This is a genomic window from Pseudomonas sp. YA1 (assembly GCF_058680555.1).
Window position 1 is genome coordinate 305,439 of sequence record NZ_JBZWBG010000007.1, and the last position, 25,997, is coordinate 331,435.

Here is a 25,997-nt window from a genome sequence, read left to right on the forward strand (position 1 = left end):
GAAACGAAAAAGCCCCGCCGAAGCGGGGCTCTTTCATCGCGCGGTCGCTTAGAGGCCGGCGGCGTCGCGCAGGAGAGCGGCCTTGTCGGTCTTCTCCCAGGTGAACGCGGTGAAGGTATCGCCGTCCACGGTCAGCTCGAACGGATGACGGCCGAAGTGGCCGTAGGCCGCGGTCGGCTGGTACATCGGGTGGAGCAGGTCGAGCATCTTGGTGATCGCGTACGGGCGCAGGTCGAAGTGCTCGCGGACCAGTTGCACGATCTTCTCGTCGCTGACCTTGCCGGTGCCGAAGGTGTTGATCGAGATCGAGGTCGGCTGGGCCACGCCGATGGCGTAGGAAACCTGGATCTCGCAACGCTCGGCGAGGCCGGCGGCGACGATGTTCTTCGCCACGTAGCGGCCGGCGTAGGCGGCGGAGCGGTCGACCTTGGACGGGTCCTTGCCGGAGAACGCGCCGCCGCCGTGGCGGGCCATGCCGCCGTAGGAGTCGACGATGATCTTGCGCCCGGTCAGGCCGCAGTCGCCGACCGGGCCGCCGATCACGAAGTTGCCGGTCGGGTTGATGTGGAACTGGGTGTCCTTGTGCAGCAGCTCGGCCGGCAGCACCTGCTTGATGATCAGCTCCATCACGCCGTCGCGCAGGTCGTTATAGGAGACTTCCGGGTTGTGCTGGGTGGACAGCACCACCGCATCGATGCCGACCACCTTGCCGCCTTCGTAGCGGCAGGTCACCTGGGACTTGGCGTCCGGGCGCAGCCATGGCAGCAGGCCGGACTTGCGCGCCTCGGCCTGGCGCTCGACCAGGCGGTGGGAGAAGCAGATCGGCGCCGGCATCAGCACGTCGGTCTCGTTGCTGGCGTAGCCGAACATCAGGCCCTGGTCGCCGGCGCCCTGGTCTTCGGGCTTGGCCCGGTCGACGCCCTGGTTGATGTCCACCGACTGCTTGCCGATGATGTTCAGCACGCCGCAGGTGGCGCCATCGAAGCCGACGTCGGAACTGTCGTAGCCGATGTCGATGATGACCTTGCGCACCAGCTCTTCCAGGTCGACCCAGGCGGAGGTGGTGACTTCACCGGCGATGATCGCCACGCCGGTCTTGACCAGGGTTTCGCATGCCACGCGAGCGTACTTGTCCTTGGCGATGATGGCGTCCAGCACCGCGTCGGAGATCTGGTCCGCGATCTTGTCCGGATGGCCTTCGGACACGGACTCGGAGGTGAAAACGGAATATTCGCTCATCAATCGGTTCCTACATTACCGGTGGGTGAGGCGGCTTTCGGATGCATCCCTGGCGAAGTGCCGGACCTGGATCTGGAAGCCATTGCGTAAACCAATGTAAAGACTCTCGCCGGGCGTGAGCCCTGCGGCGTCGGCCCACTGGGCCAGGTCCTCCTGTTCGAAACCCAACCAGAGGTCGCCGCAGGCCTCCCTGGCCCAGCCCTGGTTGTGCCGGCACAAGTCCGTCACCAGCAGGCTGCCGCCCGGATGGACCAGGCGGGCCAACTGTTTCAGCGCCTCCGCCGGCGCGGCGAAGTGGTGCAGGACCATGTTCAGCACCACGCAATCGGCCGGTTCGGCGGCGTCCTGCAGGGCATCGGCCAATTCCAGGCGGACGTTGCCCAATCCTTCTTCCTTGCAGCGCTGGCGCGCCAGTTCCAGCATCGCCGCGCTGTTGTCCAGCGCCGTGACCTGGCGGAAACGCCTGGCGAGTTCCGGCAGGAACCCGCCGTCCCCCGGGCCGACCTCCAGCGCCGTGGCGCCGGGGGCGAAGGCCAGTGCGTCGAGCAAGGCCAACACGCTCTCACGGTATTGCGGCAGTCCTGCGATCAGGTCCTGCTGGGCCTGGAACTTGTCCGCCGCGCGGGCGAAGAAGTCCTGGCTGACCGCCGCGCGCTGGGCGTGCACGGCATCGATCCGCGCCCGCACATCGTCGGGTAGCGCCCGTTCGTCCACTTCCTCCAGCAGCGCCGCGTGCAGCGCGCCGCCGGTGCGTTCGGCCAGGGGCAGCGAACGCCGGTAGAAGATCGCGTTGCCCTCGCGGCGCGTCGCCACCAGCCCGGCCTGGGCCAGCACCTTGAGGTGGTGGCTCATGCCCGACTGGCCGATGGCGAAGATCTGCGCCAGCTCCAGCACGCCGAACGAATCGTTGGCCAGGGCGCGCAACACGTTCAGTCGCAGCGAGTCGCCAGCCGCCTTGCACAGCGCGGCGAGCGGGTCGTAGTCGTCTGGTCGTATCGAAGGCACGCGAAGGCTCATGGAGGCGCAGTCTAGTACCGGGTCCGAACCCCGGCAATGCCTGTATCAAAAATTTTTGATATTGATGACGGGTGGCCGTCGCGCAATTGCAATCCGGCTGCGCCAGGCTTCTGGCAAAACCGGTCGGCAGCGACATACTGTCCCCCTGCCGATCTGTCATTGCCCCTTGGGCCTTCGGTGGGCGAAAATGGCGCCCTTTTTTTCACTCCTGGTCTTCCGACCAGCAACCCCCGTAGGAGAATTGCGATGCCCAGCCGTCGTGAGCGAGCCAATGCCATCCGTGCACTGAGCATGGATGCCGTGCAGAAAGCCAACAGCGGCCACCCGGGCGCCCCGATGGGCATGGCCGATATCGCCGAGGTCCTCTGGCGCGACTACATGCAGCACAACCCGAGCAACCCGCAGTGGGCCAACCGCGACCGCTTCGTGCTGTCCAACGGCCACGGCTCGATGCTGATCTACTCCCTGCTGCACCTCACCGGGTACGACCTCGGCATCGAGGACCTGAAGAACTTCCGCCAGCTCAACTCGCGCACCCCGGGCCACCCGGAGTACGGCTACACCGCCGGCGTCGAGACCACCACCGGTCCGCTCGGCCAGGGCATCGCCAATGCGGTGGGCATGGCGCTGGCGGAGAAGGTCCTGGCCGCCCAGTTCAACCGCGACGGCCACGCGGTGGTCGACCACTACACCTACGCCTTCCTCGGCGACGGCTGCATGATGGAAGGCATTTCCCATGAGGTCGCCTCGCTGGCCGGCACCCTGCGCCTGAACAAGCTGATCGCCTTCTACGACGACAACGGCATTTCCATCGACGGCGAGGTCCACGGCTGGTTCACCGACGACACCCCGAAGCGCTTCGAGGCCTATGGCTGGCAAGTGATCCGCAACGTCGACGGGCATGACGCCGACGAGATCAAGACCGCCATCGATACCGCGCGCAAGAGCGACCAGCCGACCCTGATCTGCTGCAAGACCGTGATCGGCTTCGGCTCGCCGAACAAGCAGGGCAAGGAAGAGTGCCACGGCGCGCCGCTGGGTGCCGACGAGATCGCCGCGACCCGCGCCGCGCTGGGCTGGGAGCACGCTCCGTTCGAGATCCCGGCGCAGATCTACGCCGAGTGGGACGCCAAGGAGACCGGCGCCGCCCAGGAAGCCGAGTGGAACAAGCGTTTCGCCGCCTACCAGGCCGCCCATCCGGAACTGGCCGCCGAACTGCTGCGCCGCCTGAAGGGCGAGCTGCCGGCCGACTTCGCCGAGAAGGCCGCGGCCTACGTCGCCGATGTTGCCAACAAGGGTGAGACCATCGCCAGCCGCAAGGCCAGCCAGAACGCGCTGAACGCCTTCGGCCCGCTGCTGCCGGAGCTGCTCGGCGGTTCCGCCGACCTGGCCGGCTCCAACCTGACCCTGTGGAAGGGTTGCAAGGGCGTCAGCGCCGACGACGCTGCCGGCAACTACGTGTTCTACGGCGTGCGCGAATTCGGCATGAGCGCGATCATGAATGGCGTCGCCCTGCACGGCGGTTTCATTCCCTACGGTGCGACCTTCCTGATCTTCATGGAATACGCGCGCAACGCCGTGCGCATGTCCGCACTGATGAGGCAGCGCGTGCTCTACGTGTTCACTCACGACTCCATCGGCCTCGGCGAGGACGGCCCGACCCACCAGCCGATCGAACAACTGGCCAGCCTGCGCCTGACCCCGAACCTGGACACCTGGCGCCCGGCCGACGCGGTCGAGTCGGCGGTGGCCTGGAAGCATGCCATCGAGCGTGCCGACGGTCCGTCCGCGCTGATCTTCTCCCGCCAGAACCTGCCGCACCAGGCGCGCGACGTCGCCCAGGTGGCCGACATCGCCCGCGGCGGTTACGTGCTGAAGGACTGCGCCGGCGAGCCGGAACTGATCCTGATCGCCACCGGTTCGGAAGTCGGCCTGGCCGTGCAGGCCTACGACAAGCTCAGCGAGCAGGGCCGCAAGGTCCGCGTGGTATCGATGCCATGCACCAGCGTCTACGAGCAGCAGGACGAGTCCTACAAGCAGTCCGTGCTGCCGGTGGAAGTCGGCGCGCGCATCGCCATCGAGGCCGCCCATGCCGACTACTGGTACAAGTACGTCGGTCTCGACGGGCGCATCATCGGCATGACCAGCTTCGGCGAGTCGGCTCCGGCCCCGGCGCTGTTCGAGCACTTCGGCTTCACCCTGGACAACGTCCTGGCGGTGGCCGAGGAGCTGCTGGAAGACTGATGCACACGCTCTACTGGCGGGACCTCGAAAGCCCCGCCAATGGCGAATGGCTGGGCCTCGCGGTCCAGGTGGAGGGCGCCCATCGGGCGCCCTCTTTCCTTCATCTGCAATCCGGCGGCCAGGCCCGCATCCGCCTGATGCGCGGCGATCAGCCGCTGCTCTGGGCCACCCAGTTGCCGTACCACGATGGCATCTGGCTGGTGAAGAGCCTGGTCGCGGCGAGCCCGGCGCAGGCCAGCGTGCCGCCCATCGACTCGCCGACCCTGGAAGCCTTGCGCGGCCTGCGCGGCGAGGCCCGCTACAAGGCCTGGAGCCGCTATTTCGTCGAGGCCCTGCGTGCCAGCCCGGGCAGTTGCCTGGAGGCCGGGCGCTGGTTGCTGCGCCTGTCGCTCGCCGAGCAGGCGCCCGCCTGGCAGCCGCCGCAGAGCCACGATCCGCGCGAACGGGTGCTGGAACGCTGGCGCTACCGCAGCGTCGGGCGCGACGCTCTGTTGCCGGACTGGCGCTTCTACAGTCTGGAGAAGGTCCTCGACGACGACTGGGTGCAGTGGCTCGACTGGTGGGGGCGCGACAACGACGCCCTGATCGCCCTGCGCCGGGTCGAGGATGACGAGGGGCGGGTCAAGTGGTGGCGCAAGAAGGCCCGCGAAGGCGAGCTGCCGCCGGTGCTGGCGCTGCGCCTGAACTGCCTGGATGCCTGCGTGATCCTCGACGGCCACTGCCGGCTGCGCGCCGGCCTGCTGGAGAACGTCGCGCCGGAGATCCTGGTGCTCTGCGCCTACGACGAGCAGCCGATGCCGGTGGATACGGCGCAGCGCGAACGGGTGCTGCAATCGCTGGCGCAGCGGGTCGACGCGCCGGTGCGCCGTGGACGCCGGCCGCTGGATAGCGAACAGCTCAACCAGGTGCTGCTGCGCCTGTTCGACGACCGTCCCTGGCCGCGAGTGCTGACCCGTGCCCGCGCAGTGCTGAAGGAAGAGCAGTGGTGCGCGGAAGTGCGCGACTGGCTGACCGCCCGCGAGCGCCTGGACGCGCTGGAGCCGATCATCCGTCGCGTCGAGTAGCGCGCCAGCGCCGCAGCCATTCCAGGCCTGCCGAGGTGTCGCCGCGCGGACGGTACTCGCAGCCGATCCAGCCCTGGTAGCCGAGCCGGTCGAGTAGCTCGAACAGGTAGGGGTAGTTCACTTCGTTGTCGTCATCCGGCTCGTGGCGGTCGGGTACCCCGGCGATCTGGACATGGCCGATATTGCCGATGTCGCGACGCAGGGTGGTGGCCAGGTCGCCCTCGACGATCTGGCAGTGGTAGCAGTCGAACTGCACCTGCAGGTTGTCCGCGCCGACCTCGCGGCAGATGGCCTGGGCGTCGTCCTGGCGGGTGAGGAAGAAGCCCGGCATGTCGCGGTTGTTGATCGGCTCTATGAGCACCGTCAGCCCGGCGCCGGCGGCCTCGCGGGCGGCATGGGCGAGGTTGTCGAGGTAGGTCTCGCGGTGGCGGATGCGGTCGGCGCCGGCCGGCAGCAGTCCGGCCATGACATGGATGTGGCGGTTGCCGAGAACCTGGGCATAGTCGATGGCCTGGGCGATGGCGCGGCGGAATTCGGCCTCGCGCCCCGGCAGGCTGGCCAGGCCGCGCTCGCCCTTGTCCCAGTCGCCGGGTGCGGCATTGAACAGCACCTGGCGCAAGCCGTGGTCGTCCAGCCGGGCCTTCAGTTCGGCCGCAGGGTAGGCATAGGGGAACAGGTACTCCACGCCCTCGAAGCCGTCCGCCGCGGCAGCGGCGAAGCGATCGAGGAAGTCGTGTCGGGGGTAGAGCATGCTGAGGTTGGCGGCGAAGCGGGGCATCTGGCGCTCCTGGCGGTCGGTGGATGCGGGCGAGCCTTGCACAGCGGAACGCGGTCGCGCCAGCCAGGTGTCGCATGAATCGTTTCAGCGCCAGCGCGCGAGCCGTCGCCGCGGCGCACGCCGCGCCGCGCGGGTCGCGGACGGTTCCCAGGCGGGCCCATCCCCCGCATAATTGGCGCCTTTCACTGGCCCCTTGCCGGAGCTATCCCTGCCGATGTCCACCCCGCCTTTTCGCGTCGCGCTCAATGGCTATGGCCGTATCGGCCGCTGCGTCCTGCGCGCGCTGCACGAGCGCCCGGAGCAACTGGGCTTCGAGATCGTCGCGCTGAACGACCTGGCCGACCAGGCCAGCGTCGAGTACCTGACCCGCTTCGACTCCACCCATGGCCGCTTTCCCGGAGAAGTGAAGGTCGACGGCGACTGCCTGCACATCAACGGCGATTGCGTGAAGGTGCTGCGCAGCCCGACTCCGGAGGCCATCGACTGGCAGGCGCTGCGGGTCGACCTGGTGCTGGAGTGCTCCGGCCAGTACACCAACCGCGCCCAGGCCGAACGTTTCCTCCGCGCCGGCGCGCCGCGGGTGCTGTTCTCGCAGCCGATGGCGAGCGAGGCGGACATCGACGCCACCATCGTCTATGGGGTCAACCAGCAGGACCTCAGCGGCCGCGAAACGCTGGTCTCCAACGCCTCCTGCACGACCAATTGCGGGGTGCCGCTGCTCAAGCTGCTGAACGAGGCGATCGGCCTGGAATACGTGTCGATCACCACCATCCACTCGGCGATGAACGACCAGCCGGTGATCGACGCCTACCACCACGAGGACCTGCGCCGTACCCGTTCGGCGTTCCAGTCGGTGATCCCGGTGTCCACCGGTCTGGCGCGCGGTATCGAACGCCTGTTGCCGGAACTTGCCGGGCGCATCCAGGCCAAAGCCATACGCGTGCCCACGGTGAACGTCTCGGCGCTGGACATCACCCTGCAGACTTCCCGCGACACCTCCGCCGCCGAGATCAACCGGGTGCTTCGCGAGGCCGCCGAAAGCGGCCCGCTGCGCGGCCTGCTGGCCTATACCGAGCTGCCGCACGCCAGTTGCGATTTCAACCACGACCCCCATTCGGCCATCGTCGATGGCAGCCAGACCCGCGTTTCCGGGCCCCGCCTGGTCAACCTGCTGGCCTGGTTCGATAACGAATGGGGATTCGCCAACCGTATGCTCGACGTCGCCGGACACTACCTGCGCGCCGCCGTGCCTGATCAACAAGTACCCAAGGACTGATTGTCATGACCGTGTTGAAGATGACTGACCTCGACCTCAAAGGTAAGCGCGTGCTGATCCGCGAGGACCTCAACGTGCCCGTGAAGGACGGCCAGGTGCAGAGCGATGCACGGATCAAGGCCGCCCTGCCGACCCTCAAGCTGGCCCTGGAGAAGGGCGCGGCGGTGATGGTCTGCTCGCACCTGGGCCGTCCGACCGAGGGCGAGTTCTCCGCCGAGAACAGCCTGAAGCCGGTGGCCGAGTACCTGTCCAAGGCCCTGGGCCGCGAAGTGCCGCTGCTGGCCGACTACCTCGACGGCGTCGAGGTCAAGGCGGGCGACCTGGTGCTGTTCGAGAACGTGCGCTTCAACAAGGGCGAGAAGAAGAACGCCGACGAGCTGGCGCAGAAGTACGCCGCGCTGTGCGACGTGTTCGTGATGGATGCCTTCGGTACTGCCCACCGCGCCGAGGGGTCGACCCACGGCGTGGCCAGGTTCGCCAAGGTCGCCGCCGCCGGCCCGCTGCTGGCCGCCGAACTGGACGCGCTGGGCAAGGCGCTGGGCAACCCGGCGCGGCCGATGGCGGCGATCGTCGCCGGCTCCAAGGTTTCCACCAAGCTCGACGTGCTGAACAGCCTGGCCGGCATCTGCGACCAACTGATCGTCGGCGGCGGCATCGCCAACACCTTCCTCGCCGCGGCCGGACACAAGGTCGGCAAGTCGCTGTACGAGGCCGACCTGGTCGATACCGCCAAGGCCATCGCCGCCAAGGTCAAGGTGCCGCTGCCGGTGGACGTGGTGGTGGCCAAGGAATTCGCCGAGAGCGCCGTGGCGACCGTCAAGGCCATCGCCGAGGTCGCCGACGACGATATGATCCTCGACATCGGCCCGCAGACCGCCGCGCAGTTCGCCGAGCTGCTGAAGACCTCGAAGACCATCCTGTGGAACGGTCCGGTCGGGGTGTTCGAGTTCGACCAGTTCGGCGAGGGCACCCGTACCCTGGCCAACGCCATCGCCGATAGCGCGGCGTTCTCCATCGCCGGCGGCGGCGATACCCTGGCGGCGATCGACAAGTACGGCATCGCCGAGCGGATCTCCTATATTTCCACCGGTGGCGGCGCGTTCCTCGAGTTCGTCGAGGGCAAGGTCCTGCCGGCCGTGGAAATCCTGGAGCAGCGCGCCAAGGGTTGACGCAGACGGGGCAAACCATTCGCCGTCCTCGGGGGTCACACCTTTGAGGACGACGAGAAAAGGAGGTGCCCCATGCGTTCCGTAACCCTGCCACTCCTGATGCTCTGCCTGGGCCTGGCCGCCTGTAGCGGCGATGGCGGTCGACGCCCGAGCCCCTGCGAGGTGCTCAGTCCGCCGGACGTGATGGTGCCGACCGAGCAGAACCGCCAGCGGGTCGAGCAGCAGAGCAGCGGCGACCCGACCGGCGGACAGAAACAGGTGGAATGCCCGTAGTGCTTTTCTGCCAGTTTCTACGGAAAGGGCTGGGGATTCGCCAGCGTACGCAGTAGCATTGCGCCTTTCCTGTGACAGGCAAGGCCAGCCGGCCGCCGCGCGGGCCGCTTGCGGCCCGGCGAGGTGCGGTGGAGCGTTCCGCACGGATGGAGGATGGACATGAACTACTCGCGTATCGCCCTGTTCGGCGGCTTCGCCGCCGCGGCGCTGCTGGCCGGCTGCTCCGCTTCCTCCGGCAAGCCGGGCGGCAAGGACTGGACCCGCTGGACCTGCGACAGCAAGGCGGTGATCGAATGGCGCTATATCGACGGCAGCAAGAACATCGTCGACCTGCGCCTGAAGGACGAGGACGACGTGGTCCACCATCTGGAGCAGGAACCTGCGGCCGTCGGCGCTTTCTATAGCGACGGACGCCTGGGCTTCCACCTGGAGAACGACGAAGGCCTGGTGTACTGGGTCGAAACCGACGACCTCATCGGTCGCGGTTGCAAGGCGCGCTGAGTCGCGCCGGCAGGGGCGCGGCGCCGCGACCGCCCCTCGCAAGGAACTTGAACCGGGCCTGCCCCTGCGGCAGGCTTCTGAATCACTGAACGACCCCGCGATTGGGAGATACGAGAACCATGGCACTCATCAGCATGCGCCAGATGCTGGATCACGCCGCCGAATTCGGCTACGGCGTGCCGGCCTTCAACGTCAACAACCTCGAGCAGATGCGCGCCATCATGGAAGCGGCCGACAAGACCGATTCGCCCGTGATCGTCCAGGCTTCCGCCGGTGCTCGCAAATACGCCGGCGCGCCCTTCCTGCGCCACCTGATCCTCGCCGCGATCGAAGAATTCCCGCACATCCCGGTGGTCATGCACCAGGATCACGGCACCAGTCCCGACGTCTGCCAGCGTTCCATCCAGCTGGGCTTCAGCTCGGTGATGATGGACGGCTCCCTGCGTGAAGACGGCAAGACCCCTGCCGACTACGACTACAACGTCCGCGTGACCCAGCAGACCGTGGCGTTCGCCCATGCCTGCGGCGTGTCCGTGGAAGGCGAGCTGGGCTGCCTGGGTTCCCTGGAAACCGGCATGGCCGGCGAGGAAGACGGCGTCGGCGCGGAAGGCGTGCTGGACCACAGCCAGTTGCTGACCGACCCGGAAGAAGCCGCCGACTTCGTGAAGAAGACCAAGGTCGACGCCCTGGCCATCGCCATCGGCACCAGCCACGGCGCCTACAAGTTCACCAAGCCGCCGACCGGGGACACCCTGTCGATCCAGCGCATCAAGGAAATCCACGCGCGCATCCCGGACACCCACCTGGTGATGCACGGCTCTTCCTCGGTACCGCAGGACTGGCTGGCGATCATCAACGAGTACGGCGGCGAGATCAAAGAGACCTACGGCGTGCCGGTCGAGGAAATCGTCGAGGGCATCAAGTACGGCGTGCGCAAGGTGAACATCGACACCGACCTGCGCCTGGCCTCCACCGGTGCCATCCGCCGCTTCCTGGCGCAGAACCCGAGCGAGTTCGACCCGCGCAAGTACTTCTCCAAGACCGTCGAGGCCATGCGCGACATCTGCATCGCTCGCTACGAAGCCTTCGGCACCGCCGGCAACGCTTCCAAGATCAAGCCGATCTCCCTGGAAGGCATGTTCCAGCGCTACGCCCGCGGCGAGCTGGATCCGAAGGTCAACTAAGCGCCTTCGTTCGAACGGGAGCCCCGCTGGTCGGGGCTCTTGCACATCCGCCCCGGGGAAATCCGATGCGCCGCTGGCTCCTGACCCTGCCGTTCCTCCTGCTGGCCGGTTGCGCTGGCCTGCACGCGCCGTCCCGCGACGTCGAGGAGGCCGCTTCGCCGAGCGTAGCGCGTGATCCCGCCGATCCGCAGGATTGCCTGGCGCGCAGCGACTGCACGACCAAGACTTCGCGCACCCTGCTGTTCGTCTTCGACTATGCAGAGGCCGGCGGCGAACTGGTGGTGCGCGACGGTCGCCGACTGGAAACCCCGCCGGCGCCGCAACGCTCCACCTGGCCGGCGTTGCGCATCCAGCTGGCCGAGCCGGTCAACGGTCGCTTCGAGTTCGAGAGCCCCTGCCTGCGCAAGAGCGGCAAGGGCTGCCGCTACAGCCAGGCTACGCTGCTGAAGGTCTACCGCAGCTACCTGGTCGGCAAGCCTTGCTCGCTGCTCAGCCCTCGCGCAGTGAAACGCTGCGTCGACCCGGCGACGACCGCCGCGCGGCGCTGAGTCAGGGCTGCAGGTCGAACAGCGCCTTGCCGTCCATGTCGAACGGCGCCGAGAAATGCTCGTGGATCACCTTCCAGCCGTCGCCTTGCTTGCGGTAGCCGGCGCTGACCCGCATCCACGAGGAGTGCGGCTTGCCGTCCGGGCCGGTGCCGCCGCAGTGGCAGAGGTAGTGGGCGAAGGCGACCTGTTGGTCGGCATGGATCTGCAGTTCGGCGATATCGAAGGTCATCGGTCCTTTGCACATCTCGGTGCAGGCCTGCCAGTGCTTCTGGTAGGCGTCGCGCCCCTTGAATTGCAATTGCAGGATGGCGTCGAAGGCGACGATGTCCTCCGCGTAGTACGAGACGATGCGAGGAACGTCGCTGGCGCGGACGGCGGCTCGCCAGTCTTCGATCAATTGGCGGATGGCGCTGACTTCGCTGCTCATGGCTGACTCCTGGTTGTGGCGGGGGACGCCGGCGTGTGCCGGGATGCTTTTACCCTGGTCGTCGGGTGGGCCTTCGGATCGACAATAGCCTCTTCCCCGAGAGGTCCACGAAGCCCCTGACCAATGGCTGCGAGCCACGCCGCGCAAGGCTTTGAACCTTTCGTCGGGAATTCGAGGGAAAGCCGCTGTGCTATACCTCGGGCTTTCCCTGCCGCCCAGGAGGTCCCTCATGTCGTCCGTACACAGCGCCGCCCAGCAAGGTTTCAGCGCCGAGGCCCAGCGTTACGCCCAGGGCCGGCCCGAGTACCCGGAAGCGCTCTCCGACTGGCTGCGCGATGCCCTTGGCCTGCGTCCGCAGACCGTCGCGGTGGACCTCGGCGCCGGCACCGGCAAGTTCACCCGCCTGCTGGCCCGTACCGGCGCGCGAGTGGTCGCGGTGGAACCGGTGGATGCGATGCGCGCCCAGCTCGCCGAAGCCTTGCCGCAGGTCCAGGCGCTGGCCGGTAGCGCCCAGTCGATTCCGCTGGCCAACGGCTTCGCCGACGCCCTGGTGTGCGCACAGGCCTTTCATTGGTTCGCCACCGTGGAGGCGCTGGAGGAAATGCGCCGCGTGCTGACGGCGGAAGGCAGGCTGGGGCTGGTGTGGAACGTGCGTGACGAGTCGCTGGATTGGGTCGCCGAGATCACCCGCATCATCACCCCCTACGAAGGCGATGCGCCGCGTTTCTACAAGGGCGACTGGCGTCGGCCGTTCGAGCGCGCGCCCTTCGGACCGCTGCGACTTTCCACCTTCGCCTACGAGCATGTCGGCCCGCCGGAGCAGGTGATTGTCTCGCGCTTCCTTTCGGTGAGCTTCATCGCCGCCTTGCCGGAGACGGAAAAGAACGCCGTGACGGCGCAATTGCGCGAGCTGGTCGCCAGCCACCCGGCGCTCAAGGGGAAGGAGCAGGTAGCGCTGCCCTATCGTACCGAGGCCTATCTGGCCGAGGCGCGCTAGGCGTACTGCCCTGCCGCATAACCCGAGGCCCAGGCCCACTGGAAGTTGAAGCCGCCGAGGTGGCCGCTGACGTCCAGTACTTCGCCGACGAAATACAGCCCCGGCGAGCGCTGCGACTCCATGGTCTTCGACGACACTTCGTCGGTGCTCACCCCGCCCAGGGTCACTTCCGCGGTGCGGTAGCCCTCGGTGCCCGAGGGCGTGACCCGCCAGGCCGAAAGCTGCCCGGCGATACCCGCCAGTTCGGTCGGGGTGTACTGCTTCATCGGCTTGGAGACGAACCAGCGGTCGGCCAGCAGTCCGGCGAGCTTCTTGGTGAACAGCTCGGCGAGCAGGGTCTTCAGCTCGCTGTTGGGACGCTCGCGCTGTTGCTGCGCCAGCCATTCGCTGGCGTCGTGGTCCGGCAGCAGGTCGATTTCCAGGGTATCGCCCGGTTGCCAGTAGGAGGAAATCTGCAACATCGCCGGGCCGCTGAGGCCGCGATGGGTGAACAGCAGGTTCTCGCGGAACACTTGGCCGTTGCAGCTCACCCGGCAATCCACGGAGGTGCCGGAAAGCTCGGCGCACAGCTCCTTCAGCTGGTCGGTGATGGTGAACGGCACCAGCCCGGCGCGGGTCGGCAGCACCTCGTGGCCGAACTGGCGCGCCACCTGGTAGCCGAAACCGCTGGCGCCGAGGGTCGGGATCGACAGGCCGCCGCTGGCGATCACCAGCGACTCGCAGCGCATCTCGCCGGCGCTGGTACGCAGGCGGTAGCCGGCGTCGTCGCGGGCGATCTCTTCGATCGAGGTGTCCAGCAGGATTTCCGCTCCGGCCTCGGCGCATTCGCGCAGCAGCATCTCGAGGATGTCGCTGGACTTGTTGTCGCAGAACAGCTGGCCGAGTTTCTTCTCGTGGTACGGCACCTGGTGCTTGGCCACCAGGCCGATGAAGTCCCACTGGGTGTAGCGGGCCAGCGCCGACTTGCAGAAGTGCGGGTTGCGCGAAAGGAAGTTGGCCGGCTCGGTGTACAGGTTGGTGAAATTGCAGCGCCCGCCGCCGGACATGAGGATCTTCTTGCCGGCCTTGTTGGCGTGGTCGAGTACCCGCACGCGGCGCCCGCGCCCGGCCGCCGTCATCGCACACATCAGCCCGGCCGCCCCGGCGCCAACGATCAGCACATCTGTACTTGCCACTGTCCCACTCCGCTCATCGGAAACGGCGCGCATCTTACCCGAAGCGGCGGTCGGCCGCCGGAGCTCCCGACGCGGTACACTGGGCGTTTTCCGCGAACCGCCGGACCCGTGCATGATCCCCCTCAAGTACCTCCAGGCCTATCCCGCATCGCTGCAGGACCAGGTCCGCCAGCTGATCGCCGAGAACCGCCTGGGCGAGTACCTTGAGCGCCGCTACCCGGGGCGTCACGATGTGCAGAGTGACAAGGCGCTGTACGCCTACACCATGAACCTCAAGCAGGAACACCTGCGCAACGCGCCGGGCCTGGACAAGGTGCTCTACGACAACAAGCTCGACGTGGTCCAGCGTGCCCTCGGCCTGCACACCGCGATCTCGCGGGTGCAGGGCGGCAAGCTCAAGGCGAAGAAGGAAATCCGCGTGGCTTCCCTGTTCAAGGACGCCGCCCCGGAGTTCCTGCGGATGATCGTCGTCCACGAACTCGCCCACCTGAAGGAAAGCGAACACAACAAGGCGTTCTACCAGCTCTGCCAGTACATGCTGCCGGACTACCACCAACTGGAGTTCGACCTGCGGGTGTACCTGACCTGGAAGAGTCTCTGACGCCCGGTTACGGCGTTCCCAGCGCCACTCGGCTCTCGCGGCGCAGGCGCGCCACGGTCTCCGGCAGTTCGCGCATGTGCTCGACGATGGCGATGGCGCCCAGCTCGCGCAGTACCTCGGCGTGCCCGGCGGGAATGTGCCCGGCGCCGACGAAGCCGATCACCCGCATCCCCGCGGCGAGGGCGGCGCGGGTGCCGGTGCTGCTGTCTTCCACCACCAGGCAACGCTCGGGGGCGACGCCGAGCAGGCTGGCGGCGTGCAGGTAGACGTCGGGTGCGGGCTTGGGCAGGGCGACCATATCGGCGCTGGCCAGGCGTTCGCCGATCAGTTCGCTGAGCCCGGCGCGCGCCAGCGAGCGCTCCAGGCTGTGGCGGCGGCTGTTGGAGGCCACCGCGACGGGCAGGTCCAGGGCCAGCAGCGCCTCGCGTGCGCCGGGAATGGGTTGGACCTGGGCGACCATCTCCTCGCTGCGCTGGCGCACCTCGCGGTTGAAGCTGTCGGGGATGCGCAGGCCGAAGTGCTTCTCGACGCGATCGAGGATGTCGCGGCTGGTCAGGCCGAAGGTGCCTTCCAGCAGGCGCTGCAGCTCCTCCAGCGGCGCGTAGGCGCTGAGCGCCTCGTACATCACGCGCTCGGCGATGACCTCGCTGTCGACCAGGACGCCGTCGCAGTCGGAAATCAGTGCGTCGATGGGATGGGGCATGGGCTACCTCGCTGCGGGCGTTGGCGCAGGGCGCCGGAGTGGGAGCGAGGCATTCTAACCCCGGTCAGGGGCGGGAAGGGAAACAGGGAGCGGGAGAACGCCGGGCCGTGCGGCCCGGCGGGAAGGAATCAGGCGATGCCTTTCGGGTTCTGGCCGTACTGGTTCTGGCCGGCGTCGCTGTCCTTGGCCAGCAGGTAGATCAGGTACAGGCCGACGATCGGGATCAGCGCGATCAGCATCCACCAGCCGCTCTTGTTGATGTCGTGCAGACGCCGGGCGGTGACGCCCAGGGCCGGCAGCAGTACGGCGAGCGAGTAGAGATTGGCGATCGGCAGGAGCTTTTCACTGATCAGGCCGAGCACGACGCTCAGCGCGACGGAGATGATGATGTTCACCAGGGTGAACATCCAGTATTCCTTGCGACGGGCGCGCCCGTTGAAGTCGAAGTAGTGTTCCTTCACGCATTTCAGAAACCATTCCATGTTTGCCTCCTGGGCGTACTGGTAAAGCGGGAGAGTGGGTGCCGCGACAAGTACCCCCGCGCCTCCTTGCCGGGAAAGCACAGTGTAGCCGTACTGTCAGTGAATTCGTACAGGATGTTGCGAAAATCATTCGCATTGCATAGCGGCGGATTGCCGAAATGTGCGCCGGTAGCGCTTTCAGCGAGCGGGGTCGGCCTGGCGGCGGAAACGGCCGGGCGATTCGCCGAAGGCCTGGCGGAAATTGCGGGAAAACGCTGCCTCCGACTGGTAGCCGGTCTCGGCGGCGATATCCAGCAGGCTCTTCTGCGTTTGCCGCAGCAGGCCGCGGGCCTTTTCCATGCGGATGCGGGTCAGCAGGTTCCACGGCGAGGTCCCGCCGAGGGCGGAGAAGGCGCGGACGAAACTGGCCCGCGACATCGCCGCCTGCTGGGCAAGCTGTTCCAGGGTCCAGGCATGCTCCGGGCGTTCCAGCATGGCCCGCAGGGCTCGTCCCAGGCGGGCGTCGCCCAGCAGGCCGAACAGGCCGTCGCCCAGCGGTTGGCGGTCCAGGTGGGCGCGCAGGGCCAGGGCGAACAGCGCGGTGGCCAGCGCGTCGATGATCGAGCGGGCGCCGCTGCGGGTGCTCTCGGCTTCCTCGCGCATCAACCCGATCAGCGCGCGCAGGGGCTGCTGGGTCGACTCGTCCATATGCACCAGCAGGCGCTCGGGGAGTGCGCCGAACAGGCTGGCGCCGGCGTGATAGCGGTAGCTGCCGCAGAGCATGTCGAGGGCCTCGCCGGGGCCGTTCAACTGGTACAGCGGGATGCTGCCGCGGTGCTCTACGGTGGGTTCGCAGGGTTGCGCCGGGCTGTCGCTGCGCAGGAGGTGCGGGGTGCCGCGTGGCAACAGGATCAGGTCGCCGGGGTGCAGGTCGAGGCGAGCGCCGTCGAGGAACTCGCAATAGCAGGTGCCGGCCATGACGATATGGAAGGTCGCCTCGCCGGGCACCGCTTGCGGGTGCTCCAGCGCCCAGCTGCCCTGTAGCTGGCAGCGCTGGTCGAGGCGGCCCTGCAGGTTGGCGAGCTGGATGAGCCGGTCGAGTGGGTCCATGGGATGAGCCGATCAGGTCGAAAGTAGAGACGCATGGGCAGGCGGCGCGGTCCAGACTGGTCGAGACTGGTAACCCGACGCGCCACTCCCGGCGCGAAAGCAACGGAGAATATCACCATGCTGAACAACTGGACCGAGTTCGTCCCCGCCGTGAAAAAAGCCTTCGGTGCCCTGGGCAAGCAACACCCGAAGATGCTCGCCGCCTATGGCGCGCTGGAGGAAGCCAGCGCCGAGGGCGCCCTGGATGCCAAGACCCGCGAACTGATCTCCATCGCCGTGGCCATTACCACCCGTTGCGACGGTTGCATTGGCGTACACACCGAGGCCGCGCTGAAGGCCGGCGCCAGCGAGGCGGAAATCGCCCAGACCCTGGCCACCGCCATCTCCCTGAATGCCGGCGCCGCCTACGTCTATTCGCTGCGCGCGCTGGAAGCCTACGAGCAGTTCAAAAAGTGAGGCCGTACAGGCGCTGCAGGTAGAACAGCAACCCCAGCCAGGCCACCAGGGCCAGCCAGCCCAACCCCAGCAGGCCCTTGCGCAGCAGCGTCGAGGGTCTGCCGTGGAGCAGGTCGACCAGGCTCAGCACGCCGCCGAGCAGCAGCAGGCCGAGTAGCGCCTGGGTGTACTGGGCGAAACTCGGCGACAACGCCTCGTCGCCGTGGGCGGCATAGTTGTACAGGTTCCAGGCGCAGATCAGCGCCGCCGGCAGCAGCGCCAGCAGCGCGCCGAGCCAGCGCCCGCGGACATGCAGGAGGAAGCCCGCGAGCAGGCCGACCAGCCCGGTACCCAGCGGTAGCAGCGCCAGGCCCTGGCTGAGGTAGACCAGGTCGACGCCGTCGGCGAGCGCCATCGGGGTGACGAAACGGTAGCTGCCGCTGGCGCAGAGCAGCACCGAAAGCAGCAACAGGGCATAGCCCGGCAGGTACGGCCAGAAGGCGGGACGCGGGGGCAGGTCGGACATGGATGTTCCTTGCGGGTTGTCCGCTCGCATGAGCGTAGGCTCAAGCGTACCGCTGCGCGTGACAGGCGGCGAGTACCGTTGTGGTTGAACCCTCCGCGAATGGCGGGAGTCAGTCATAGGGTGACGCGAAAAAACGCCGGCTCACGCGCCGGACACCGTATCGACCCTGGACCAAGGAGTTCCGTTCATGGACCTGATCCGCATCCTCATCGCCATCCTCCTGCCGCCGCTGGGCGTGTTCCTGCAAGTCGGCTTCGGCGGCGCCTTCTGGCTGAACATCCTGCTCACCCTGCTCGGCTACATCCCGGGCATCGTCCACGCGGTGTACATCATCGCCAAGCGTTGAGGCCCCTGCTCAGGCGTAGTTCCATGGTTCCTTCACGGTGAAGTCCCGCCACGGGTCTTCGCCGTGGAAGGGGCCGACATAGAGCACCTCGCCGCCCCGGACGATCCATTCCATACCGTGTTCGCGGTCCCATTCGCAGTTCAGCGACAGGTGGATCACCGCTTCGTCGCCCTGTTCCGGGTCGGGCACGATCAGCTCGCCCGGCTCGATCCGTTCCAGCACCGCGCGCGCCGTCGCGACTTCCTCCGCAGACTCGCCCAGCCGCTCCAGGCGCGCGGCGCGGTAGCGCAGGCTGGCGGCACAAAGCCGCTCGATCACGGCGTCATCCAGTTCGTCGAGGGCTCGGGCGCAGCGCCAGGCGTAGGCGTCGTCGGCCTCGTTCTCGATGAACAGGCTGATGTAGCGCCGGTACAGGCGCCAATACACTTCGCCCATGTTCGCATCGTCCAGGTTGCGGATCAGTTCCATGCGCGGTCTCCCTGTTCAGCAGCGTTCGGTGAGGGCGATGCCACGGCCGTCGCCGAAGCCATCGTGTACGTGCAGCCACAGCGGGATCGGCCAGGCCCAGCCGCCGGCCTTCCACCAGCACTCGGCGAACCAGGCTTGCAGCGTATCGGCGAGCAGGTCGACGCCGCCGAAGCCGTCGGCGAAATAGGCTTCGTCGAAATCCGGGGCATGTCCCAGGCCGAGCGCCAGGTCCAGCGCCTTGCCGGGAAACAGGCGCGGGTCGCTGGCGTCCACCCGGTTGCTGGCGCCATTCAGGTACAACCACGCTTCCGCTGCGTCGCGTCCGTCCTCGCCAAGGAACAGTTGGATCTCGCCGTCGCGCAGTCCTTCCTCCAGGGGTTGCCGGAGCAGCTCGCGCAGGCGCTGGATCACGCCCGGCGCGGCGCGTTGCAGGTCGCGGCGGTAGCGCTCGCGGAATTGTTCGGGGCTGAGGCCGAAAGGAATCATGGGCGTTTCTCCGTCATTCGGGGAGGCAGGGCCCGGCTTCCAGCCAGGCCTCCAGGCTGGGTGCCAGGGGTTCGAAGCAGTCCGGGGTCATCGCGCCATGGTCGACCAGGAACAGCGCCTGCCAGTGATCGTCCAGCGCCATCACCACGGCGCGGCCGCCGCTGTCGTCGCCTATGGCCAGGTAGCCGGGGCAGTAGAGAGAGGTTTCGAAGGCCCGGTTGCGTTCCAGCAACTCGTCGGCGGCGTAGAGCAGCAGGTCCGGCTCGACGAGGCGGCCGCCGTGCTGCTCCAGAGCGGCGACGAAGGCAGCCGGCAGCGGTCGTCCGAGCCAGGCCTCCAAGGCATCCAATTCAGGCTTCATCGGGCTCGTCCAGGGCGAACAATGCATGGCGGCGGGCATGGGCCAGCAGGCGTTCGCCAAGCGCGTCGGCCAGGGCGTAGAAGCGCGTGTCCAGCGCATCCAGGGCCGCTTCGCAGTCGCGGTCGGGTTCATCGGCCCAGGTCGGCATGCGCAACTGGCGCTCGGCCTGGGAGACTGGCACCGGAGCGTCGCCGAACAGCAGGGCGGCGGCTCGCTCCAGCAGGGCCAGGGCGTCCTCCGCCTCCAATTCGCGAAGACCCGCGCGCGCCGCCTGGTACTGGTCGCCGGAGGAGTTGCCGAAATACTGGTCGAAGCCGCCGTTGTGCACTTCGCCGCTGAGCACGCTCACTGCGTAGTAGCTCCGCTCGGCCGGCGACAGCCCGGCGAATCCCTCGCCGCCATCGTAGACGCGATTCACCAGCGCGCTCCAGTACAGCGCCTGCGGACTCGCCAGGTAGCGCCGTCGCTCCGCGTGGAAACGCTTGCCATCCTCGATGTTCTGCCGGTAGCCGCCCTTGCAGGGCATGCACAGTCCATCGTTCCTCGCCGCCGTGGTCGGGAGAATGAGATGGCCGCAGGCGCGGCAGGGAAGGCGGTCGGTCATGAGCGGTCCTTGCTGGTGGAAGGGGCTCATTATTGCGCAGGATCGTTCAGCTTGAACGACAGTTTGGCTTGCCAGCCTGGCACGGCGTTGCCCGCTGGCATGGCCGGCCCTCTCTCCCTTCGGGGAGAGGGGCATGAGGACCGGCGCGGAGCGAGAAGCATCACCCCGCGCCAGCCCCCTCAGCTACGACTCACGGAAACGGCCACGCCGGCGATCCCTGGCTCATGTCCAGAAGCTTCACCGTGCTGTATTCGTTGGTCCGGTTGTTGGCATAGAAGAACGCCGGCTGCTCGGCGAAACCGTAGGTCGCCACCTGCGCCTGGGCCGCTGCCGAGGTACGGATGCCCCATAGCGCGAAGGTTGGTCGCTGGTCGCGCTGGGTCAGCCAGGACAGGCCGAGCAACAGGTTGTCGTTGCCGTCCGTACTGCTGGCATCGCCGCTGTTTCCCGGGCGCTGGGCGTAGGTGCCGTAGCCGAGAGCGGCCTTGCTGGCGTCCCAGTCGGACTTGTCCACCTGGCGCTGGTGCAGGTAGAGCAGGGTCCAGATGTCCCAACCCTGCAGCGGATCGTTCTTCAGGTCGGCCCAGTAGTGCACCCACTGGGTATAGAAGGCCATTCGCTCGCCGTTCAGCGCGTAGGTGCCCGGGTCTTCCCATAGGCGCTTGTATACGCCGGCCAGCGGATCGGCCTCGGCGCGTCCGGCGACGATCAGGTTGTAGGCGTTGCGGTAGTTGACCCGCGTATCGTCGAGGTTCTGCCCGAACTCGCGGAGCACGCGCCAGTCCTTGTGCAACGGAAATATCTGGTTGGAGATTTCGCCCGAGCGCCCGCCGTAGACCTTCAGTCGATTCACTTGCAGGTTGTGGCCCAGCTCATGGCTTTCGCCCCAGCCACGCGGGTTCAGGCCCCAGGTCTGGTCGTAGGGGTTGCCGCTGCAACCGCCGCCGCACTGGGCGTACTGGTCGACGTTGATGTGCTGGGTACCGGGCAGCTTGTGCAGGGTCTCGCTGTCGCAGTCCCAGCCGCGCACCGCGCATTCCTGCTGGATTGCCGGAGTCTTCGCCTGGTTGGGAATGGCGAAGCCGGCCAGGGTGTAGGCGTCGTCGATGAACACCTCGTTCAACTCACGGATGAAGCGCTGGACGTCGCCGCCATAGTCCTTGTCGATCGAGCCACGGACCTTCTCCACCTTGGCGTGGACCTCCACCGAGCCGCTGCGGATCTCCAGCCAGTCGGCCTTGTCGGCGTCCAGCGCCTGGATGAAGTCGGCAATCGCCTGGCTGCTGTCCTCGCCCGGCTGGATGTCGAGGAACGGCTGGCTGGCCGCGCCGGTCACCTTGACGGTTACCGTCTGTCCCGGCGTGGCGCCGCTGTAGACCAGTTGCAACAGGCCGCCGTAGGGCGATACCAGCGCCACCGACTGGTTTGCCTGGAGCTTGATGTCCGGGCTCTTGAGGAAGCGTGGGCGGTCATACTGGCGGGTATTCCACAGCCGCGTCGAGCCGATGCGCTGGGTGTTCAGACCGACCGCCAGGCTGGCCTGGCCAGCGTCTTCGATGCGGATGCTCAGGCGCTTGCCCGGCGCCGCCATGCGCCCGATGGCGGTGAAGCCCTGGGCCGACGGCAAGGTGAGGGTCAGGGTTTCCTCCGAGCCCGATACCGGCATCGACTGTTGGCGCTGGCCGGCGTAGCTGCCCAGTTCCTTCTGCGCCGCGCCGGCCTCGCGCACGTAGCCGACGATGGCGTCGGCGACGAAGGTTTCCTGGAAGCGCGCCGTGTCGGCGGCCTTGTCCATCGGGTAGCGGATGTTCTGCCGCACCGCGTCGGCCCACAGCAGCCAGAGCCGCAGCGAGGTGGTGCCGGGCAGGGCGAAGAGGTTCTGCGCCTTCTGGTTGTAGGCGTCGAGGGCGCCTTTCAGTACATCGACGCGCTTGCTGAAGTCGCTCAGTCCCGGCACGTCGTCGCAGGTGGTGCGACCGACGTAGGAGGTGCATTTCGACCAGTCGTAGTCCGTGCGCCAGCTACCGTCGACGATCTGCTGCACCAACGCCGGATCCTGGCCGTAGGCGCCGCCCAGCTCGACCGAACGCGCCCGGGTGCGGCTGGATGGCACCGCGTCCTTGTCCCAGTAGTTGCCGCCGTAGGGGCCTTCCTGCAGGCCCAGGCCGGCGAGGATCTGCTGGCCGGTGCTGCTCTGGTTCCAGCCATTGGTGTGCACGAAGAGGATCGGCAGCCCGGCCTGTAGCCGTGTGCGCACCGTGGCGCTCAGGCTAGCGGCGCTGGCGCCGTTGCCCAGTACCAGTAATTTGCTGGCGCTGGCGCAACTGGCGTCGGTCAGCGCGTTGCAGGCGGCGTCCGCCGGTTGCAGGCCGGCGCTCTTCAGGCCGTTGAGGGTGGCGGTCTTGTCCACCCCGACCACGCTGACCTTGAAGTCCTTCGCAGTGGCCGCGCCCGGGTCGCCGTTCACCAGCCACTGCACCGCCCGCTTCAGCAGCGGCGCGTGGGCGGCATTGGTCCCGCTCAACTGGGTGAGCACGTTGGTGCCATAGGCTAGCCCGCGGCCGCCGGCCTCCAGGCTCAGGCTGGCGAGCACGCGGCCCTTGTCGCCGATGAGGAAGGGCAGGGTGTTGTCCGGGTTGGCTGGCACTATCCATTGGCTGGAGGCGCCGGGGTCGTACGCTTGGCTTAGGTTCTGGTAGAGACCGTCGAGCAACTGCGTGCGGGTCTGGCGGATGCGCTCGACCTGCTGCTGCAGGCGCAGGGCGACCAGGTGGCTGTCGGTCAGTTGCGAGGAATCCCCGCTGACCAGTGCCGCATCGAGGATTTCTTCCTGGGTGGCCGCCTGGGCGGACAGCGCGCCAGCCAGGCAGAAACCGGCCAGCAACGCTCGGTGGCGAGGGATGGGTGAGCGACTCATGTTCTCTCCTTGCAGTGAGGGAAATGCAGTGGTGGACAAGCTCACAACTGGCGCTATCGGCCCGTGGAGGGCGGCGTATTGTTATGGGTGCGCCGGGTATCGCGTCGAACAGGGAATGGGCCTCGGACAATGCCGGAAATACGCATGGGCGATCCGCTGCATCGAACGAGTCAAGGCGAGAGGAGCATGTTGGGAAAGGCGGAAAAACTATCTGTTCTGGTTGTTTTTGAACTGCGTCTGATTATTTGGATTTTATTTTTACCGATTGTTCGAAGCGCTCTGGAATAGGCGCTCCAGCGTTTCCTGTGACGAAACGATCCAGACTTTGGTTAGGGTCTTGGAAAATAACGAGGATGTATTTCCAGAGCTGTCGATCGAGTTGGAAGTTGCAGTTTCATGTAGGTTTAGGTACTTCGAAGTTACCGCGTTGGCGATGGAATCGATATCGTCCGGTAGTGCCTTCGGAAGTGCCTGATAAGTGCCTGATAAGTGCCTTCCCACGCTCAGGCGGCGAGCAGAGCCGCCACGTCCATCGGATTCCGCTCCGCCAGCGCCAGTTCGCCTTCGCCGAAACTTGCGCTGCCGCCGCCGACACCCTGCGATTGATCGCGCAGTGGGTGGCGATTGACACCAAAGCCTGTGACCTGCAGCACGGCTCGCCGGTGCAACGGTAGAGACCTATCGGCAGGTGCCGGAAACCTGCCGTTTCCAGCACGAAGATGCCGTAGGGTGAGAGAAATACGTGGTCGATCTGTGTCGTGCCGTCCGGCGTGTTCAGGGTGACGTTGTGCAGGCGGCGGTAGGTTTGCCTGTCCAGTTGCCAATGGGCGAACAGGCGCACCAGCAGTTCACCGATCTGCCCCTTGGCCCAAGGCGATTTGAGCAGGCCGATCAGCAGGGCTGCCGGGATAAACCAGGTCAGCATGCCCCAGACCTGGGCGACTATCGGGCTGTAATCCACTTTCTTCCTTGAGCCGAGCTGCTTAATGGAGAGGCGACCATTGTCCTATGGCGCGATGACGCATCAAGGGCTGATGAGCCCGGTGCAGGCGCTCAGCGTGCTATCTGGTAACGGGTGCTACGCCCTCCGCCGGGCAGTCGCTCGATGCAGCCCTTTTCCAGCAGGTCGCTCAAGTGACGGGTCGCGGTGGCTTTGGATACCTTGGCCACGGCTTGGTATTGAGCGGCACTGATTCCGTCCTCGAAACCCCTTTCGCCGCCATCGAGCAGTCGGTTAAGCACTTTGATCTGCTCCGCCGATAGCGTTTGGCTGCGATGTGCCTGCCAGAAGCGCGCTTTGACCAGCACGCGGTCTATACGGGCAAGGGCCTGCTCCAGGCTCTTGAGCAAGGTTTCGAGAAACCACTGCAGCCACTTGGTGATATCCAGCCCGCCTTTCTGACTGGCTTCTAGGATGCGGTAATAGCCGGCGCGGTCGTCGAGGATGCTCGCAGACATGGCGTAGAAGCGAATGGCTTGCTGCTCGCCCTGAGCCAATGCCAGATCGGTGATAGCGCGGGTGAGGCGACCGTTGCCGTCGTCGAAGGGGTGCAGGGTCACGAACCAGAAATGTGCGATACCGGCGCGCAGAAACGGGTCGAGGCTGGCATCGCTGCGGCTGCTTTCGAACCAGGCGAGAAAGTCCGCCAGTTGCGCTTCCAACCCTGCACGGGGAGGGGCTTCGAAATATACGGTAGGGCGGTCTATCCGACCCGAAACTACCTGCATGGGCTCTTCGCCGCGCAGTGCGCCGATGTGTAGTGGTCGAGCCAGAAGTTGGTCATCGGTGGGGAATAACCAACTGTGCCAGGTGAACAGTCGCTGTTCGTCTAGTGGCTCTTGATGTGCGTGGGTGGCATCGAGCAGCAGTTCCGCCAGGCCTTCGGAGCGAGAGGTGGTTCGACCTTCTTCGTGCAATCCCAGTCGCCGTGCCAGTGATGAGCGCACCGAACCGACATTCAGTTGCTCTCCCTCAATGGCTGAAGAGGTGACGATGTTCTGCAGCATGGCATCCAGGCTGCTCTGCACTTCGGTGTCACTCCCCACGGCACCGAGCATTCCTAACAAACGACCCTGAGCCTGGCTACAGGAGCGCAGCAGTGGTGCAAGCGCTTCGGCTTGCCAGTTGAACTGCGGCCAGTCGGGCTGCTGCCAGATCCAGAGTGGGTCGTTCATAAGGGATGTTCATCTTGAGCCGATTAGAGAGCCTATTCGGCTCATTTTGTGAGCCGATAATGCCAACTATTCGGCTCACTGTCTAATTCTCAAGCTGGGTTGATAGCTTGATGAGCATGCCTGTTCAGGGTGACTGAGTCAGCTAAAGCGCCTGTTTCAGCACGTCAAAAACCTTGTGGACAGAGGTCGGCCGTACCCCTTGGGCATCGATAAAATTTGATGCAGGGACATGTAGCTCTCGGGCTACAAAATGGGGGCAGGTCACATGCACTCGGAGCCGCAGTGCTGGATGTACACGCCGCGTACCATCTCGTCTTCGGTGCGGAAGGTTTTTTCGTTGGTCGGCCAGTCCGTTTTGCGGACCACGGGAGGGGGGCGACTGTTGCCATCAGATAAGGACTCCAAAGGCAGACTGGCTAACCAGTACTGTACCGATTTTGTACCTTTTGGCCATGGAGCCGTTTATGAGGCCACTACCCTAGAAAGCGCAAAGCCGCGCAGTGCGCGGCTTTGAAGGTGGTGGGCCCACACGGACTCGAACCGTGGACCAAAGGATTATGAGGGAGGTGGTTAGTAGTTCCTCATAGAATCTGATGGTTCCGTGTGGATTGCCTATACGCTGATTTTGGCGGCGTCCACGGTTTATCTTGTGCCGCATGGTTCCAGTTAGTACCGTTGAGTCCTGCGTAAAGCGGGGACTGAAACGGGGACTTCTGGGGACTGGCAATAATGGTCGGTACAGTTAACGAACAGAAACTTAGGGGAATGAAGCCTGGCAGTGGAAAGCTGACGGTGTAGTGGTCAACCCATCCCGGACAGTGGGTTGAGTTTTTCTTCGGCCACCGCAGGTGGTAACCCGTCGTTGAATTGATGCGGCCTGATCCAGTTGTAGCGGTGCATCAAGTAATGACT

General features: G+C 66.2%; 28 protein-coding genes and 1 pseudogene. 13 read left to right on the forward strand and 16 right to left on the reverse strand.

Features of this window, described 5'->3' with window-relative positions; all coding sequences use genetic code 11:
- Positions 1 to 48 precede the first annotated feature (48 nt).
- Entirely contained in the window at positions 49 to 1,239 is a 1,191-nt protein-coding gene (metK, locus tag AC4OR5_RS12495) for a methionine adenosyltransferase (RefSeq protein WP_003084948.1), read from the reverse strand.
- Positions 1,240 to 1,254: 15 nt separating this feature from the next.
- Complete coding sequence (locus AC4OR5_RS12500) at positions 1,255 to 2,256, reverse strand: ArsR/SmtB family transcription factor (protein WP_003113231.1); 1,002 nt, start codon at positions 2,254 to 2,256, stop codon at positions 1,255 to 1,257.
- A 246-nt stretch (positions 2,257 to 2,502) separates the two neighbouring features.
- Between AC4OR5_RS12500 and tkt the strand changes: the two genes are divergently transcribed.
- Positions 2,503 to 4,500, forward strand: a complete 1,998-nt coding sequence (gene tkt / locus AC4OR5_RS12505) for a transketolase (protein ID WP_058160933.1) — start codon at positions 2,503 to 2,505, stop codon at positions 4,498 to 4,500.
- Positions 4,500 to 5,564, forward strand: a complete 1,065-nt coding sequence (locus AC4OR5_RS12510) for a hypothetical protein (protein WP_031756703.1) — start codon at positions 4,500 to 4,502, stop codon at positions 5,562 to 5,564. Before tkt ends, AC4OR5_RS12510 begins: the two co-directional genes overlap by 1 nt.
- Here AC4OR5_RS12510 and otnI read toward each other — a convergent pair.
- Positions 5,545 to 6,342, reverse strand: coding sequence for a 2-oxo-tetronate isomerase (gene otnI / locus AC4OR5_RS12515; protein WP_003129176.1), 798 nt, complete (start codon positions 6,340 to 6,342; stop codon positions 5,545 to 5,547). The two genes, AC4OR5_RS12510 and otnI, sit on opposite strands and share 20 nt — an antisense overlap.
- 214 nt (positions 6,343 to 6,556) lie before the next feature.
- Here otnI and epd point away from each other — a divergent pair, with 214 nt between their 5' ends.
- The 6 genes from epd (at position 6,557) to AC4OR5_RS12545 (ending at position 11,293) form a co-directional block, all read left to right on the forward strand.
- On the forward strand, positions 6,557 to 7,618 hold the full coding sequence (gene epd, locus AC4OR5_RS12520; RefSeq protein ID WP_003084958.1) for an erythrose-4-phosphate dehydrogenase: 1,062 nt from the start codon (positions 6,557 to 6,559) through the stop codon (positions 7,616 to 7,618).
- Positions 7,619 to 7,623: 5 nt separating this feature from the next.
- Positions 7,624 to 8,787 carry a phosphoglycerate kinase gene (locus tag AC4OR5_RS12525; RefSeq protein ID WP_023107685.1) on the forward strand — a complete coding sequence of 388 codons (1,164 nt, stop codon included), beginning with the start codon at positions 7,624 to 7,626 and terminating at the stop codon, positions 8,785 to 8,787.
- 72 nt (positions 8,788 to 8,859) lie between these two features.
- Complete coding sequence (locus tag AC4OR5_RS12530) at positions 8,860 to 9,060, forward strand: hypothetical protein (RefSeq protein ID WP_023107686.1); 201 nt, start codon at positions 8,860 to 8,862, stop codon at positions 9,058 to 9,060.
- Positions 9,061 to 9,219: 159 nt separating this feature from the next.
- Positions 9,220 to 9,561, forward strand: coding sequence for an MliC family protein (locus tag AC4OR5_RS12535; protein ID WP_003113229.1), 342 nt, complete (start codon positions 9,220 to 9,222; stop codon positions 9,559 to 9,561).
- Positions 9,562 to 9,680: 119 nt separating this feature from the next.
- Positions 9,681 to 10,745, forward strand: coding sequence for a class II fructose-bisphosphate aldolase (gene fba / locus AC4OR5_RS12540; RefSeq protein ID WP_003084964.1), 1,065 nt, complete (start codon positions 9,681 to 9,683; stop codon positions 10,743 to 10,745).
- A gap of 65 nt (positions 10,746 to 10,810) precedes the next feature.
- Positions 10,811 to 11,293, forward strand: a complete 483-nt coding sequence (locus AC4OR5_RS12545) for a hypothetical protein (protein WP_003137335.1) — start codon at positions 10,811 to 10,813, stop codon at positions 11,291 to 11,293.
- Position 11,294: 1 nt separating this feature from the next.
- On the opposite strand, the gene AC4OR5_RS12550 is transcribed toward AC4OR5_RS12545, so the two are convergent.
- Positions 11,295 to 11,720 (reverse strand): YybH family protein, encoded by a 426-nt coding sequence (locus AC4OR5_RS12550; RefSeq protein WP_003084968.1) that lies wholly within the window; start codon positions 11,718 to 11,720, stop codon positions 11,295 to 11,297.
- 229 nt (positions 11,721 to 11,949) lie between these two features.
- Here AC4OR5_RS12550 and AC4OR5_RS12555 point away from each other — a divergent pair, with 229 nt between their 5' ends.
- The gene (locus AC4OR5_RS12555; RefSeq protein WP_023126951.1) at positions 11,950 to 12,717 is read left to right on the forward strand and encodes a class I SAM-dependent methyltransferase; all 768 of its coding nucleotides are present in this window, start codon (positions 11,950 to 11,952) and stop codon (positions 12,715 to 12,717) included.
- On the opposite strand, the gene AC4OR5_RS12560 is transcribed toward AC4OR5_RS12555, so the two are convergent.
- Positions 12,714 to 13,892 (reverse strand): BaiN/RdsA family NAD(P)/FAD-dependent oxidoreductase, encoded by a 1,179-nt coding sequence (locus tag AC4OR5_RS12560; protein ID WP_003084970.1) that lies wholly within the window; start codon positions 13,890 to 13,892, stop codon positions 12,714 to 12,716. The two genes, AC4OR5_RS12555 and AC4OR5_RS12560, sit on opposite strands and share 4 nt — an antisense overlap.
- Positions 13,893 to 14,004: 112 nt before the next feature.
- Between AC4OR5_RS12560 and AC4OR5_RS12565 the strand changes: the two genes are divergently transcribed.
- Positions 14,005 to 14,493: a M48 metallopeptidase family protein gene (locus AC4OR5_RS12565; protein ID WP_003084971.1), complete on the forward strand. Its 489-nt coding sequence runs from the start codon at positions 14,005 to 14,007 to the stop codon at positions 14,491 to 14,493.
- Positions 14,494 to 14,500: 7 nt separating this feature from the next.
- Here AC4OR5_RS12565 and AC4OR5_RS12570 read toward each other — a convergent pair whose 3' ends face one another.
- The 3 genes from AC4OR5_RS12570 to AC4OR5_RS12580 form a co-directional block, all read right to left on the reverse strand.
- Positions 14,501 to 15,196 carry an HAD family hydrolase gene (locus AC4OR5_RS12570; protein ID WP_003084972.1) on the reverse strand — a complete coding sequence of 232 codons (696 nt, stop codon included), beginning with the start codon at positions 15,194 to 15,196 and terminating at the stop codon, positions 14,501 to 14,503.
- 128 nt (positions 15,197 to 15,324) lie between these two features.
- Positions 15,325 to 15,678: a DUF805 domain-containing protein gene (locus AC4OR5_RS12575; protein ID WP_003084974.1), complete on the reverse strand. Its 354-nt coding sequence runs from the start codon at positions 15,676 to 15,678 to the stop codon at positions 15,325 to 15,327.
- A gap of 177 nt (positions 15,679 to 15,855) precedes the next feature.
- Positions 15,856 to 16,767: an AraC family transcriptional regulator gene (locus AC4OR5_RS12580; RefSeq protein WP_058160935.1), complete on the reverse strand. Its 912-nt coding sequence runs from the start codon at positions 16,765 to 16,767 to the stop codon at positions 15,856 to 15,858.
- A 117-nt stretch (positions 16,768 to 16,884) separates the two neighbouring features.
- On the opposite strand from AC4OR5_RS12580, the gene AC4OR5_RS12585 reads away from it, so the two are divergent.
- Entirely contained in the window at positions 16,885 to 17,223 is a 339-nt protein-coding gene (locus tag AC4OR5_RS12585; protein ID WP_004352218.1) for a carboxymuconolactone decarboxylase family protein, read from the forward strand.
- Here AC4OR5_RS12585 and AC4OR5_RS12590 read toward each other — a convergent pair.
- Positions 17,213 to 17,728 (reverse strand): hypothetical protein, encoded by a 516-nt coding sequence (locus tag AC4OR5_RS12590; protein WP_003142767.1) that lies wholly within the window; start codon positions 17,726 to 17,728, stop codon positions 17,213 to 17,215. The two genes, AC4OR5_RS12585 and AC4OR5_RS12590, sit on opposite strands and share 11 nt — an antisense overlap.
- A gap of 187 nt (positions 17,729 to 17,915) precedes the next feature.
- Here AC4OR5_RS12590 and AC4OR5_RS12595 point away from each other — a divergent pair, with 187 nt between their 5' ends.
- Positions 17,916 to 18,074 (forward strand): YqaE/Pmp3 family membrane protein, encoded by a 159-nt coding sequence (locus AC4OR5_RS12595; RefSeq protein WP_003084988.1) that lies wholly within the window; start codon positions 17,916 to 17,918, stop codon positions 18,072 to 18,074.
- Between the two features lie 9 nt (positions 18,075 to 18,083).
- On the opposite strand, the gene AC4OR5_RS12600 is transcribed toward AC4OR5_RS12595, so the two are convergent.
- The 5 genes from AC4OR5_RS12600 to impA all read right to left on the reverse strand — a co-directional run bounded on the left by AC4OR5_RS12600 (position 18,084) and on the right by impA (position 22,955).
- Complete coding sequence (locus tag AC4OR5_RS12600; RefSeq protein ID WP_031635688.1) at positions 18,084 to 18,542, reverse strand: DUF6985 domain-containing protein; 459 nt, start codon at positions 18,540 to 18,542, stop codon at positions 18,084 to 18,086.
- A gap of 15 nt (positions 18,543 to 18,557) precedes the next feature.
- Positions 18,558 to 19,028 (reverse strand): hypothetical protein, encoded by a 471-nt coding sequence (locus tag AC4OR5_RS12605; protein WP_003099612.1) that lies wholly within the window; start codon positions 19,026 to 19,028, stop codon positions 18,558 to 18,560.
- A gap of 13 nt (positions 19,029 to 19,041) precedes the next feature.
- Positions 19,042 to 19,389, reverse strand: coding sequence for an SMI1/KNR4 family protein (locus AC4OR5_RS12610; RefSeq protein ID WP_058160937.1), 348 nt, complete (start codon positions 19,387 to 19,389; stop codon positions 19,042 to 19,044).
- On the reverse strand, positions 19,379 to 19,993 hold the full coding sequence (locus AC4OR5_RS12615) for a DMP19 family protein (protein WP_058160939.1): 615 nt from the start codon (positions 19,991 to 19,993) through the stop codon (positions 19,379 to 19,381). Before AC4OR5_RS12615 ends, AC4OR5_RS12610 begins: the two co-directional genes overlap by 11 nt.
- A gap of 190 nt (positions 19,994 to 20,183) precedes the next feature.
- Positions 20,184 to 22,955, reverse strand: a complete 2,772-nt coding sequence (impA, locus tag AC4OR5_RS12620; RefSeq protein ID WP_116271251.1) for an ImpA family metalloprotease — start codon at positions 22,953 to 22,955, stop codon at positions 20,184 to 20,186.
- Between the two features lie 99 nt (positions 22,956 to 23,054).
- On the opposite strand from impA, the gene AC4OR5_RS12625 reads away from it, so the two are divergent.
- Positions 23,055 to 23,198 (forward strand): hypothetical protein, encoded by a 144-nt coding sequence (locus AC4OR5_RS12625; protein ID WP_003085001.1) that lies wholly within the window; start codon positions 23,055 to 23,057, stop codon positions 23,196 to 23,198.
- Positions 23,199 to 23,613: 415 nt separating this feature from the next.
- Here the strand turns inward: AC4OR5_RS12625 and AC4OR5_RS12630 are convergent.
- Both AC4OR5_RS12630 and AC4OR5_RS12635 read right to left on the reverse strand, forming a co-directional pair.
- A pseudogene (locus AC4OR5_RS12630) lies at positions 23,614 to 23,871 on the reverse strand (nuclease-related domain-containing protein); the annotation flags it as partial.
- Between the two features lie 92 nt (positions 23,872 to 23,963).
- Positions 23,964 to 25,085: a Fic family protein gene (locus tag AC4OR5_RS12635; protein WP_003137352.1), complete on the reverse strand. Its 1,122-nt coding sequence runs from the start codon at positions 25,083 to 25,085 to the stop codon at positions 23,964 to 23,966.
- Positions 25,086 to 25,997: the final 912 nt, after the last annotated feature.